10 protein-coding genes are annotated in these 13,035 nt (G+C 59.5%); 4 read left to right on the top strand and 6 right to left on the bottom strand.

Features of this window, described 5'->3' with window-relative positions; genetic code table 11:
- Positions 1 to 421: 421 nt before the first annotated feature.
- The gene (locus ACN0SC_RS14515) at positions 422 to 1,273 is read left to right on the top strand and encodes a WecB/TagA/CpsF family glycosyltransferase (RefSeq protein ID WP_417250406.1); all 852 of its coding nucleotides are present in this window, start codon (positions 422 to 424) and stop codon (positions 1,271 to 1,273) included.
- Here the strand turns inward: ACN0SC_RS14515 and xrtD are convergent.
- The 4 genes from xrtD to ACN0SC_RS14495 all read right to left on the bottom strand — a co-directional run bounded on the left by xrtD (position 1,221) and on the right by ACN0SC_RS14495 (position 7,436).
- Positions 1,221 to 2,816 carry a VPLPA-CTERM-specific exosortase XrtD gene (gene xrtD, locus ACN0SC_RS14510; RefSeq protein WP_417250405.1) on the bottom strand — a complete coding sequence of 532 codons (1,596 nt, stop codon included), beginning with the start codon at positions 2,814 to 2,816 and terminating at the stop codon, positions 1,221 to 1,223. The two genes, ACN0SC_RS14515 and xrtD, sit on opposite strands and share 53 nt — an antisense overlap.
- Before the next feature lie 20 nt (positions 2,817 to 2,836).
- Positions 2,837 to 4,213 carry a hypothetical protein gene (locus ACN0SC_RS14505; RefSeq protein ID WP_417250404.1) on the bottom strand — a complete coding sequence of 459 codons (1,377 nt, stop codon included), beginning with the start codon at positions 4,211 to 4,213 and terminating at the stop codon, positions 2,837 to 2,839.
- 34 nt (positions 4,214 to 4,247) lie between these two features.
- Positions 4,248 to 4,841 (bottom strand): polysaccharide biosynthesis/export family protein, encoded by a 594-nt coding sequence (locus tag ACN0SC_RS14500; RefSeq protein ID WP_417250403.1) that lies wholly within the window; start codon positions 4,839 to 4,841, stop codon positions 4,248 to 4,250.
- 162 nt (positions 4,842 to 5,003) lie between these two features.
- Positions 5,004 to 7,436 carry a tetratricopeptide repeat protein gene (locus ACN0SC_RS14495; RefSeq protein ID WP_417250402.1) on the bottom strand — a complete coding sequence of 811 codons (2,433 nt, stop codon included), beginning with the start codon at positions 7,434 to 7,436 and terminating at the stop codon, positions 5,004 to 5,006.
- A 272-nt stretch (positions 7,437 to 7,708) separates the two neighbouring features.
- Here ACN0SC_RS14495 and ACN0SC_RS14490 point away from each other — a divergent pair, with 272 nt between their 5' ends.
- From ACN0SC_RS14490 to ACN0SC_RS14480, 3 genes are read left to right on the top strand one after another with little or no spacing between them, the layout of a single operon-like run.
- On the top strand, positions 7,709 to 8,563 hold the full coding sequence (locus ACN0SC_RS14490; protein WP_417250401.1) for an ExeA family protein: 855 nt from the start codon (positions 7,709 to 7,711) through the stop codon (positions 8,561 to 8,563).
- Positions 8,560 to 10,107 carry a GumC family protein gene (locus ACN0SC_RS14485; RefSeq protein ID WP_417250400.1) on the top strand — a complete coding sequence of 516 codons (1,548 nt, stop codon included), beginning with the start codon at positions 8,560 to 8,562 and terminating at the stop codon, positions 10,105 to 10,107. The genes ACN0SC_RS14490 and ACN0SC_RS14485 overlap by 4 nt, the downstream gene beginning before the upstream one ends.
- Positions 10,108 to 10,118: 11 nt before the next feature.
- Positions 10,119 to 10,928 (top strand): tyrosine-protein kinase family protein, encoded by an 810-nt coding sequence (locus ACN0SC_RS14480; RefSeq protein WP_417250399.1) that lies wholly within the window; start codon positions 10,119 to 10,121, stop codon positions 10,926 to 10,928.
- A 9-nt stretch (positions 10,929 to 10,937) separates the two neighbouring features.
- On the opposite strand, the gene ACN0SC_RS14475 is transcribed toward ACN0SC_RS14480, so the two are convergent.
- Positions 10,938 to 11,906, bottom strand: coding sequence for a glycosyltransferase family 2 protein (locus ACN0SC_RS14475; RefSeq protein WP_417250398.1), 969 nt, complete (start codon positions 11,904 to 11,906; stop codon positions 10,938 to 10,940).
- Positions 11,903 to 12,880 carry a glycosyltransferase family 2 protein gene (locus tag ACN0SC_RS14470; RefSeq protein ID WP_417250397.1) on the bottom strand — a complete coding sequence of 326 codons (978 nt, stop codon included), beginning with the start codon at positions 12,878 to 12,880 and terminating at the stop codon, positions 11,903 to 11,905. Before ACN0SC_RS14470 ends, ACN0SC_RS14475 begins: the two co-directional genes overlap by 4 nt.
- Positions 12,881 to 13,035 lie beyond the last annotated feature (155 nt).

The raw sequence follows: 13,035 nt of genomic DNA, 5'->3' as shown, positions 1-13,035 counted from the left end.
ACAACAACCAACGCCCACACTCAGCCCTTGGCGGCAGGCCGCCAGCCGTGGTCTATTGGCTGAGAAATGACAGAACAAAACCCGATCAGCAGGAGCAGAGAGTAGCTTAATTTACGCCAGATCCTGTCCAACAACTGGGGAGTAGCTCAGAAGTCAAGTGAATAGTTCTTTCTTTTGCTCATTATGGATCGTCTCGTTCGTTATGCGATCCACCTTAAACAATGGTCCGAATTTACGCGACCACCTCTCCCTTCATCGTGGCGCACCGAAAATACCCCCGCGGCTTCTTCCTTCGACCACATTTCAGCCCCTTTTTCCGATCATGGTTAACGCTACTGAAAAATCAGGGTCCGACGCGTGGTGAATATACACGGCCTCGCAGCTGGTTATCGAGTGACTGAAGAAGAAGAGAGACCTGATCATGCGCGAGCTATTCGACTTCCAACCCGATCAAAGCATTGATCTGGCAAGCCGCTGGCACCCTGAGCGTCCGTCCGTGCCCTCAGTGGCTTTTATGGGGATGAATTTCTCCATCGCGTCGCAGGATACATGGATGTCGCTGATTTGCGCAGGCGATCGCAGCGGATTCTCCTATGTGGCGACACCGAATGTCGACCATATGGTGCAACTTGACCGTCGCCCCGAGCTGCGTGAGGCCTATGATGCCGCCGATCATCGCATTTGCGACAGTCGCATCCTCGAAAAGCTCGCAGCCCAGAACGAGATTGATCTGGCGCCCTTCGCCGGATCCGACATCACCCGCGCCCTAATCGAAAAGGCCACGCTCGACGGTCCGCGCATCGCGGTCTGTGGTCCGATCCTGGATGACTTCAAGACGCTTGAAGGCCTCTACCCCAACGCTCTCCTGACCCACATCGAAACGCCGATGATGACGCGTGGTAGCGCCGAATGGGCAGCCACGCTCGAACGTGTCGAGGAGACGGAGTTCGACGTGCTTCTGATCTGCATCTCTTTCCCCAAGCAAGAGCTTTTCGCCTACGATCTGAAACAGCGTGGCAAGGCGCGCGGGATCGGTCTTTGCGTTGGTGCGAGCATTGATTTTCTTACAGGCAAACAAAAACGCGCGCCCGAAATGTTCCGTGCGGCGCGAATGGAATGGGCCTATCGTCTGATGAGCAACCCGGTGCGCTTGTGGCGTCGCTATCTTGTCGACGGACCAAGGGTGTTTGCTTTGTATTGGTCGTATCGCCGCGCCCAAGTCAAAGCGGCGCAGGCGGCACGAAACGCGGCAGCGGCGTCAGGCTCTCTTTGAATACCGCCATGAGGCGGGCTTCCGCCTCGGCTAAACTTTCACTTTCGCCAACGGGCGTCACGAGACGCATCAGAGCACCATCGGTCCGCCCGATGGTCACGGCATCCCAAAGCAACATCAGCTTTGCCTCGAAATCCCATGCGACATGGCGGCCGTGCTGTTCAAACCAGTAGTAGGCCAGCATCCGCGCCTCGCCTTTCTGGATGACCGCACGGTTGATGCGGAAGCGGCCATCATGGCCGACTTGCGGCCCAACATCGACCCGCTCCAGCGCCGCAATTTCCCACCCCGCTCCAGGCAGGCAGATTTCAGGCGAATGTGTGCCGCCCTTGGTCTGGTCGTGGTAAAAGGCTGCAAAGAAATCGACAGGCGCAGCATGATCGGCATGAGCGAAAATGATCCGCGCATAGTCATCGGCCCCCAAGGATCTTTCGATATCGGATTGAAGCCGTGGAGCGACCTCACCCGACCACGCGCCCAACTCGGTCGGAAAGAGCGCGAAAGGATCGCGCACCACATCGCCGCTAAGTGGCGTAGGGCGCAACTCCCATGCCGCTGATAGGGCCAGTGTAGCAAGGGCCGCACCGATCAACGCCCGTGACGGCTCGATCAGGCGCAAACGGGCCAATTGGCGCGGCACACCGTCAAAATCGACATCGAACGCGGCAGCGAAAGTGATTCGATCACGCCGCAGGAACAACAGCCCCCATGCGATCAGCATCAGCAAAACCACGCAGGACATGAAGATCACCCAGCCTTCGAAGAAGTGGCTGAAGCCTTCGAGGTGGCCAGCACCCCAGTATTTGACCAACACCCCTGCAACCGCGATCCTCACCGAATTCATCAGCACGGTGATCGGCGCGGCGGCTATCAGGAGGATCGCCTTGTGCCATGTCGGGCCGCGATAGAGGACGGCAAAGATGAAGGAGAAGCTCAGGATCGGGAAGAGGTAGCGCAACCCCGAACACGCCTCCGCCACATGGAGTTTCATAACGCCAAGATCGATGATGTTCCCTTCGAGAAAGACGGGCACGTTGACCCATTGGAGGAACAGGACGCCGAGTTCGGAAGAGACCGACTGCAAAAAAGTCGAAAGCTTATAATAGAACACACCTGGCAGCGGCAGCATGTAGACAAGATGCACAACCGCGGGCCAGAACGCTTTCCCCTGTGCCCAGCCGAAGGAAATCAAGAGCATCGCACCAACCCAGAGGATTGTCGCATAGGCAACCACATCTGGGATCTGCGCGAGTTTTCCAAGCGCACCGAACAGCAACGCCGCGACGAGAACCGCCACCCCTTGCACACGATTGACAGGCCCCATCAGGATCGGCTCGGTCTTGAGTTGTCGCAGCAACAGGAGGGCGGAGAGAACAGGAATCAATGGGCCGTGGCTGTATTCAGGCGTAGCCCATGCCACGACGAGCGCCTCCACGCCATCGCGAAAGAACAAGGCCGCCCCCACAACCGCAAGCACGAGCCATAACAGGCCCGCACGCGAGGCGAGGCGGCTGTACATCACTCCTGTCTCGACATTAGCCATGCGGTTGGTCCTCGTTAGATCTAGCGGGTCTGGAACGACTTCTTGACGGCGAAGAATACCGAGTTCGACTGCGCGAGATCGGCATCAACGGCGTCGAGCACATTGACTCGGACACCCGCTTCCATCGTCACGTCGTCCAGAAGAGCGCGACGATAGACCAGCTCGCTTGCCAGCTTGGCCGCGCTGCTCATCTCACCATCAAGCGCAACTGCATTGAGCGACAAGCCAAGGCCAGACACGTCATCGAACTGGTGGTCGTAGGAAACAGTCGCACGGTTGGTGATGGTTTTCTCACCGCCAAGGGCATAGCCAAAACTGCGCCGCACTTCGAAGGCCAGAGCATCGTTCGGCCCTTCGGTTTCCACGGCGAGATGGCCGATCGGGCGCAAGTCGCCCACATCGGTGCGCACCGCGCCAAGCGCCCAAGACACCTCACCATTCCGCGTCTTGATGTTGCGCGACATCTCCAAGGTCTGCCACGCGCCGTCGGTGTTAACCTTGGTCGAATAGGTCAGATGCGCCAAGCCGCTCTTGGTCTCGCGTCGCAGTTGGAGCAGAAACGGAAATTCACTCCGACTGTCCTCACCTACGCGCGAGCGCGTCTCCAGATCGGCATAACCCACCATCACCCGCGCCTGCGTGACCCTGTCGATGTCCTGATAGAGCGAGACATCCACCGTCGCGTCATGGCGTTCCGTGGCATCAGGATCATCGCCCGAAAAGCGCGTATAGTCCGCGTCGAGTGTCACCCGCGTTCCTGGCCGCAAAGTCGCGCCGAGTGATCCGACGACCTGAGCTGTCGTGTTGTCGTATTGGGTGGCTGAATTGGGTTCTGAGAAATCAACGACACGTTGGGACAACTCGACACCATAGGTGAGTGGCCCGTAGAGCCCGCCGTCAAAACGTAGCTTCGCACCTGCTTGAGTGACCATCCCCGTGCCCGCCGTATAATCGGCGCGCCCATCGCTGGCCGTCGAGTAGCCCGAAGACGTCACATCGTGTCTGGCATAATCCGCCGTTGCCGTAAGCCGCGTGCGTGCGGTCTCATGGCCGAAGGTGACGTCGACATCAGGCTCGTACCACCGCGTATCGCCTTCGCTGAATTCGATCCCCGTATCGGCGTCAATCGTGAGCCATGTGGTCGGCGACGACCAACCGAGGCTGTAGCTTAACGGCACGCCCGCGGCGAAAATCCCGTCGCCACCACTCGGGCTCAGGTTGGGATTGTCCTCCCACCAAACTTCCGCACCAACCGTGAACGTCATACCGTCATGATCTGGCCTGTGCGACCCATTCACGTCATCAGCATGGGCGCCCACCACACCCGATGCGCAAAGCGCCGTAAGCGCTCCCCAACTGCGCCAGATCGGCGCTCTGTCTTTGATCGTTGATGTCACTTTTGACGCTCCTTCGAGTGGTTCCGTCTTTGTTTCACTCGAAGAGCCTACGCTCAGGCACAGCAACAACATCGCCCGCGCGCAATAGGAACGCACCCGAGATGCCGAGCTTGTTCTTGTAGTCGAAATAGTAGACCTGCTCGGATTGGGTTTGAACGTCGATCCTGTGGACTTCGACCCGTTTCGTCGCGGCGAAACGCGTGAACCCGCCCGCGTGCGCAATGGCTTGCAGCACCGTCATGTCGTCTTCAGTTTCAATCACACCAGGGCGGTTGACCTCGCCCATGACATAGATCGCACTAAGATCGGGTTTGATATCACCCGGGAGAACCTCTTTGACGTGCACCACACTCACATAAACCGTAGGTCGCGCTGCGAAAACTTGGGACAGGCGTTCGGAAATCGCCCCCTGCACATCGGCAGTGGATTTCCCGCGCGCCTTAATGCTCCCTGCGGAAGGGAAATCAATAGACCCGTCAGGCAAGACAAGAACAGATCGGTTCAGGCTCGGATCTTCGAGCACCTCAACCTTCAACGTGTCGCCCGATTGAATACGATACCCCGCATGAGCCGCGCCCGCGGTCACAACGAGGAAGGCGGCCAAGAGGCCGGAGATTAGCTTGCGCATGCCTCACCTTTTACTTCAGAGCCGTTTGGTGGCCCTTTGACTGCTTCGTTTGCCTTGCGCCCGCCTTTTGGCGATCCGCGTCAGACCCTTTTGCACCGTCGAGGATTTTTCCTTTCGCCAGTGCGGGTCGTTTTATTAGGTCATTTTATGCCATGGTGCGCTTTACGGCGCTAGCTTTGCCAGCGCTGCGTCCACATCTCGGACCAAACTTGGCGGCGCATCGGGGCTATTGCGCAACAGGTCGGCCGCCGTTGACAGCTCTTCACGGGCCTCATCGAGCCTTTGAGCCGCTGCAAGCGCCTCGCCATAGTGGTAACGCACCACCGCCTCGTCGGGCAGCCCCTCGGCCGCATCAGCCAATGCACGCACCGCCTCATCCGTTTCTCCCGCCAGATGCGCGGCCCAGCCGAAGGTGTCGAGGAACGCAGGCTGCGACATGCCCTTAAGACGTTGCGCGATCTTGTAGGCCTGCGCATGACTTTCGGGATCATCACGGCGCATCGAGAGGAGCGAGGCGAGATTGTTCGCCACAACCACGTCCCCGCCATCGCGTTCGTAGAGCGTCTGATAGAGCGCAATGGCCCCTTCGTAGTCAGCTAATTCTTCCAAAGAACGCGCGTGCGTGATGGCGAGGTTGCGGCTCTCAGGAATAGCCAAAATCGCCTGATTAGACACTATTTTGGCCGCATCCGCGCCCTCGTACTCTCGCACGACCGCCACAAGCGCGATCCATGCTGACTCCGTCTCGGGATACGCCTCCAAGACCGATTGTAACCGCTCAATCGCGGAGGGCGAATCACCCGCATCCAACTGCATCATCGCGATAAAGACTTCGGGATCGGGCGCATCGGGAAAGGCGGCTCGCACTTCATTAAGCTTGGCGTATACCTGCTCCATGTCACCCGCTGCGTAATAGCCGCGCGCAAGTGCCATCTGCGCAGCCAGATCGCCCTGCGCCGTCGCGTTCAGGCTGTTCATCAAAGCAACCAACTCGTCCGATTTTTCCTGTGCCGTGAAAAGGCGGGTCTGGAGTTCTGTCGTCAGCGCGACCTGACCGGGCAAGAGGGCACGAATACGCTCGATATCCGCCTGTGCGCGTGGCCAGTCGCGCAGGTCGATGTGGATGTTGCCAATCGCACGGTTCAAAGCAATGTCACGCGGGTTTCGATGGAGGGCCTGTTCGATCACCTTTTCCGCCGAACGCAGATTGCCCTTCTCGATCAGATTTGCGGCATAGCGTAGCGACTCGGTGGGCGCGTTCACCGACGCTTCCACCGCCCGTGCCAGCATGTCCGAGACCAGTGTCGCCTTACCCTCGCGGGCGTAGACCATAGACATCAAGGTGAAAAGTTCGGGATCTTCTGGCGCATCATTGAGCGCCGAACGCAGAGCGAGCATGGCTTCATCCGTGCGGTCACTTGCGATCAGATACTCAACCTTGAGCTTGATCGCCTGCATCTGACCAGGGTCATGGGACAACACCTCGTCAACCAGCGTCTTGGCACCATCGTCGTCACCCGCCGCACGGCGAAGAAGTGCGAGTTGCATCTTGATCCGGTCCACACGGATATCGGGCTCTTTCCCGTCCAGCAGGTTTTCAAGCGCCGCAATGGCATCGTCGGTATGCCCTGCAAGATGATCTGCGCCAGCCAGAAGCGCGCGGAAGGCATCCTCGTTCGCCGCCACATCGGGCGCGAGTGGATCACTGTCGAGTAGGTCGCGCAATACCGTGCGCATTGCCTCGTTGGACCGCACCTCGGACAGGAACCGCAGGTAAATCATCCGCGGCAGCGGATCGTCGGAATCGGGATCAATTCGGCCCGCGAGCCACGCCTCGGCCTCATCCACACGACCTTCCGCAAGATACCAATCCACCAAGAGCCGTTGCGTGCGCGCATCCTCTGGATAGACCGCCACCATGTTGAGGACATGCGCTTCTATGCTCTCGGCATTTCCGATCTGGTTGAGGGCGACGAGCTTGGTATTTTGCAGCCCGCGATCCTCGGGATCAATCGCCAGCCCCGCCTCGATCAGCGCCAAGGCCGCTTCAGGATCACCGTTACGAATAGCCCCCGCGACCGCCACACGACGCGCACGAATTAGACCCGAGTCCAGCCCGATGAGCCTGTTCGCCTCCTGCACGGCAGCTTGCATGGGCGCGTCATCACCGCTGCGCGAAGCCTCACGATAGGCCAAACCCACCGCGATTGCGGCAAGGTCCAGATCATCGGGCGCATAGCCTAGCGCGCGTTCAAGGTAGTTCTCCGCCGCCTCTGTGTCGTTTCCATCGAACGCAATCCCCGCCAGCTCGCGAAGTGCCTCCACATCATGGGGAGCGGCCTCAACCACCCGTCTGAATTCGCGGTAGGCAGCCGACACCGATCCGTTCTCGATCAACAGCTCGGCGTATAGACGACGCGCATCGAGATGCGTCTCGTCAAGTTTTAGCGCGTTCCTTAAATCAAGGAGTGCCCCCTGCGCATCGCCTTCGGCCACGCGCTCAATGGCGGTTTGATAATGCGCTTCGGCCCGATCTTCGGCGCTGTCACACGCCGCGAGAAAAAGGCATAGCGCCACGGGGAGGAGGAGTTTCACCCTCTTGACCTCTGATTTGTTTTTCTGCTCGCGCGAACCTTAACGCTATTGCGGGCATTTTTACAAATCGCCATCCATCGGCACTGATTATTTTAGCGCGTAGTGACATGACTTCATCGCTAAAACCGCCACCTGTTTGCAGCAATATTTTCCCGTCTCAGCCGTATGTTTGCCTTAATTCCTCATTAACACTTTTCTCCGCGTCAAATAATTGACGTGTAAAAATTGAGCAGTGACGCCCAAAGCGGCTTCGGCAAAAATCGGAAAACGAGATGTCGACAGAAGGACTATACGCAGGCTTTTTCGAGCTATCGGAACGCCCATTCACATTGTTGCCTGACCCGAGCTTGCTCTATTGGTCGGTGCAGCACAAACGTGCCTTTTCCGTGCTGGAATACGGCCTGTTGTCACGCGCGCCCATCACTTTGGTCAGCGGCGAGATCGGGTCGGGCAAGACCACTTTGATCCAAGCGCTCCTGAATAAAGGCAGCGATGATCTTGTGATCGGGCTGATCTCCAACGCGCAGGGCGGGCGCGGCGAGTTGTTGCAATGGGTGCTGAACGCTTTCGGCATCTCGCCCGAAGGCTATGGCGACAACTATGTCTCCCTTTTCCAGAGGTTTCAGGACTTTCTGATCGAGCAATATGCCGAGAACCGCCGTGTGGTGTTGATCATCGACGAGGCGCAAAACCTCTCGACCGAAGGTCTCGAAGAAATCCGTATGCTCACCAACATAAATTCCAACAAAGACGAGTTGCTTCAGCTTATCCTCGTCGGCCAGCCGGAATTGCGAAACATCGTGTCATCGACACCTCTGCGTCAACTGGCGCAGCGGATCGCAGCCAGCTATCACATCGGCCCGCTGAATTCGCACGACACCGCCGCCTATATCGCGCATCGCTTGACCGCCGTGGGTGGGACGGGTGAGGAAATCGCCCCCGAGGCTGCCGCGCTCATCCACGCCCGAACGGGCGGCGTGCCGCGCCTGGTTAACCAGCTTTGCGATCTCTCGATGGTTTACGCATGGAGCGCAGATGCACGCCTTGTTACCGAAGCCACCGTGGGCCACGTGATCGACGACGGGCTATTCCACTACGGCGCGCTCGTCGCGGAGGCCGCCGAATGAACGCCGACATCCGTTTCTATGCTGCGCTGATCTGGCGTCAGTTGCCGTGGTTCCTTCTCGTGTTCATGGCCTTCGCCATCACGGGCATTCTCGCCGCCCTCACCCTGCCCGCGATCTATCAATCCCGTGTGCGCCTGATCGTCGAAAGCTCGCAGATTCCTGGCCAGTTGGCACAATCAACCGTCGAACTCCCCAAGCAGGAACAGCTTCAGATTTTCGAGGCGCGCCTTTTGACCCGTGAAAACCTTCTGGCCACCGCGCAAAAGGTCGGCGTTTTCACCAATCAGGCGCGCATGAACCCCGATCAGATCGTGCAGGCCATGCGCCTCAACACGATGGTCGAAAGCTCGACGGGACGTGACGAAGCCACGATCATGACGCTGACTTTCGACAGCGAGAATCCCGAGATCGCGGCAACGGTCCTGAGCGAATATCTCACCTTCATTCTCGAAGAAGACGCCGAATACCGCGCCCAGCGCGCCGAGCAAACCGAAGACTTCTTTGCCGAGGATGTGGATCGCCTGAGCGAAGAACTCGAAATCATGAGCGCGCGCATTCTCGATTACAAACAAGAGAATTCCGACGCGCTGCCCGAGAGTTTGAAATACCGTCGCGACCTGATGTTCTCGCTGACCGACCGCATCGAACGCGACGAAGGCGAGATCAAAGCCCTGCTGGACCAAAAAGAGCGCCTCACACAAGTGTTCGAGGCCTCAGGTCAGTTTGATGATCCGAACCACCTGTCCAACCAGACACCAGAGGAACGCCGCCTATGGGAACTGAAAAGCCAGTTGGCCGATGCCAGCGGCGTCTATGCTCCCGACAGCCCGCGTATTACCTCCCTGCGTTCACGGATCGAATCCCTCGAAGCCAGTCTCTTGCAAGCCGCTGGCGAGCTTGAGGAGGGCGAGGAAGTCAGCACCGCAAAGCGGCTGCTTGATCTGCAAGTCGGAGAAATCGACGATAAGGTGGTGCTTTTGGAAGAACAGATCGCCAAGGCACAAGAGCGGGTCGCTGAATTGGAAGACAGTATCGCGCGCACCCCTGCAGTCGGTGTCGGACTCGACGCGCTTCAACGCGACTACGCCAATCTTCAGGATCAATACATCAAAGCCACTGACCGTCTTGCACAGGCCTCGACAGGTGAGCGGATCGAAACCCTGTCGCGCGGTCAGCGCGTCACGGTGATCGAACAACCATCCGTGCCGACCGAACCCGCACGCCCTAACCGCAAGCTCATTGCGGCCGCAGGTATCGGTGGAGGGATCGTAATGGGCGGGGCGCTTATCGCGCTGATCGAACTGCTCAGCACCGCGCCCAAACGGTCGAAGGATCTGGTCAATGCCATCGGACTGACCCCCATTGCAACGATCCCCTACATGCGCACGCAACGCGAACGGAACTGGCGCAGGATCAAGTTTGCCGCCCTCTCGTTCTCGGTTGGCATGGCAATCCCGACACTGGTTTGGATCATTCACACCTACTACATCCCCATCGACTACCTGATCCGCAAGGTGATCGAAAAAACCGGCATGGTCTTGTGAGGTAAACACCCATGGAAAATCTCCAAAAAGCCATTGAAAAGGCCCGCACATCACGCGCGCAAAAGTCCGGATCGACACGTATGGCCGTGCACACGTCCGTCGCAGGCGACAGCGCATGGGACACGCTCATCGCGGCCAATCCCGACCGCGCGCACCTGAAATCGAAGCGCGTTGCGACGCTCGACGGGAACAAGGCGGGCAGCCATTATGACATGCTGCGCACCCGCATTCGCGACATGGCCCAGAAAGACGGGCTACGCCGAATTGCGATCGTCTCGGCAGGCCCGCAGGTTGGCAAGACCACCACGCTGGTCAATCTCGCCTTCTCCTTCGGGCGACTGCCTTACGAGAAGACGATGGTCTTCGACTTCGACCTTCGTCGCCCTAGCCTTCAATCCATCATCGGCATGACACCCGCCGCCACGATGGGCGATGTTCTTAGGGGGCAAGTGCCGTTCGAGGAACATGCCCGCCGCGTCGGGAACAATCTTGCTTTCGCCGTCAACAGCGGCCCCGTGGAGCATCCATCAGAGCTTCTTCAATCGGGCAACATGACGGACTTTCTCAAAGACATCGAAGGGCGCTATCAACCCGACCTGATGTTCTTCGACACGCCGCCGCTTCTGGCCGCCGACGACACGCGCGGCTTCCTGTCAAATGTGGATGCAGCCCTTCTGGTGGTCGAGGCCGAACGCACGCCCGCAGATCAGATCGACGTAGTCGAACAGCAACTTTCCGAGCTGACCAATGTGCTCGGTGTTGTGCTCAACAAATGCAACTATCCTGACCCCGCCACGACCGCGAGTTACGGCTACTACTAGGGCGCAGGACTACTTGTATTCGATGATTTTGCGCCGCTTTCGGGTCGATTTCGTGATGTAGAACTCGATCACACCGAGGCACTCAGCGAATTTGGCGACAGTGAGCAGGGCCGCGTTCTCGAAAGCAGGCCGCGTGCCGCCGTCCCGCAATGCAATGCGCAGGATTTGCGCGGGATAGAGTGCGAACAACAGCGTGAAAACAGGCCCTAAAGAAGCCCAAAGTACCAATATGGCAAGGGGCAACACACCACCCCAGAAGAGCGCGCGGCGCATCTCGGAGACAAAGTGTCGTTCTGGTGGTCGCCCGTGCATATGCGCCCCTTCGGCATAGGCAAATCCCGCCCGCCGCGCACGCCGCCAGAACTGCGCAAACCGCGTCATTGCCGCGTCGTGCAGTGCCATATCGGCGTCGATCCGATGCACCGTCCAACCAGCCGCGCGCAACCGCACACAAAGCTCTGGCTCCTCCCCAGCGATCAACGTGGGATCAAAGCCGCCCTCCGCCTCGAAGGCCGCAAGACGCATCATGGCAATCCCGCCGCAGGCCTTGACCTCGCCCACGGGCGTGTCCCATTCGCGGTCGCAATGGGCGTTGTAGATCGAGGCCTCGGGAAACCGCTCACGCAGCCGCCCGCTGGCCACGGCCACCCCGTCATGCGTGTCGAGAAAGGCACGACCCGCGTCGATCCATCCCGCCTCCATGACGCAATCGCCATCAACGAATTGCACGAAGTCCACCTCCGCGCCCATCTCCCGCAGCGCCGAGACACCCGCATTGCGCGCCCGCGCTGCTGTGAAAGGCTGCGTCATGTCCAGATCGACCACATGCACACCGAGATCACGCGCCGACTCCGCGGAACCATCCGTCGAGCCGCTATCGACATAGATGACCGTGTCGAGTGCTGCGAGGCTGTCGAGACAGGCCAGAAGCCGCGCCCCCTCGTTGCGCCCGATCACGATGGCCGCGACCTTGCTCATCGGCCACTTGGCGCCTTCGGGTCGCCCAACGGATCAAGGAAATTCGTCCAGATATCGCGCGCTTCATTCTCATTCGCGCGCGGATAGGAGCCGCCAACCAGCACACGCGCCGCCGCAATCACGCGCCCCGCATGCCACGCCAGATTGGCCGCGAGCAGCCCCATGCGCCCGTGTGTCTTGTAAAACAGCCGCGTGCGGGAGGCGTAGTAATAGGCAGGCAAGCGTTTGCGGGCCGCATTCAGGCTCTCGACGGGCGAGGAGCCGCCGCAATAATGCACCACCCGCGCATCGGGCGCATAGGCGATGTCAAATCCCGCGCGTTTCGTCCGCACGCCGTAATCCGTATCCTCGAAGTAGAGGAAATAGCCGTCATCCATCGGCCCGATTGCCTCGATCACCTGTCGCGTCACAACAATCGCCGCAAAGCTCGCCCAGCCGATCTCCGCGCTCTGTGGCGGATTTGGCAACGGCAGATCAAAGCGCCGCAACGCGCGGGTCACAAACCCCGTGCGCGCAGCGCGGATCATTTCCGACATGGCACCTGGCATGCGGAAGAAGGTCGGTTGCGCGGTGCCATCCTCAGCCTCCAACCGCGTCCCGATAAGCCCCGCCCGCGGGTGCGCCTCCAGCGCCACCATCAGCGCGTCAATACACCCCTCGCGCAGGTAGGCATCCGAATTCAGGATGAAATAGGCGCGCGCGTTAAAGGCCTCAATGGTCTGGTTATGCCCGCCAGAAAAGCCGCTGTTGCGCTGCGATCTGATCAGGGTCACGCAATCGCCCGCACCCTCCCGCGCGATCCAGTCCGCGATCTCATCGTCGGAGCCGTCGCCCGAAGCGTTGTCCACCACGACCACACGCGCCGCGCGGCCCCTGACCTGAGGAACCACAGTGGCCAGACAGGCGCAGGTCAGCGCCGCCGTGCGGTAATTGATTATGGACACCACCATGTCCAACGGTTCGAGATGTTCCACCCCGTGCCCCACTCGCTTCGCGCCCCCGCGTTTTGTTGGCCCGCACCTTAGCTTGACCCATCAGGGCCGCCTGTCCCATGCGCGCGCTTTGGCGCAGCATAGCCCTGTGTCGCGCAGGACGCAAAACCTCTTCGACGCGGGCGCGGGCCGCGAAA

The sequence above is a fragment of the Celeribacter sp. genome (genome assembly GCF_048261515.1).
Classification (GTDB): Bacteria; Pseudomonadota; Alphaproteobacteria; order Rhodobacterales; family Rhodobacteraceae; genus Celeribacter.
Note: the sequence above shows the minus strand (reverse complement) of the source record. Positions and strands in the feature narration are given on the sequence as shown.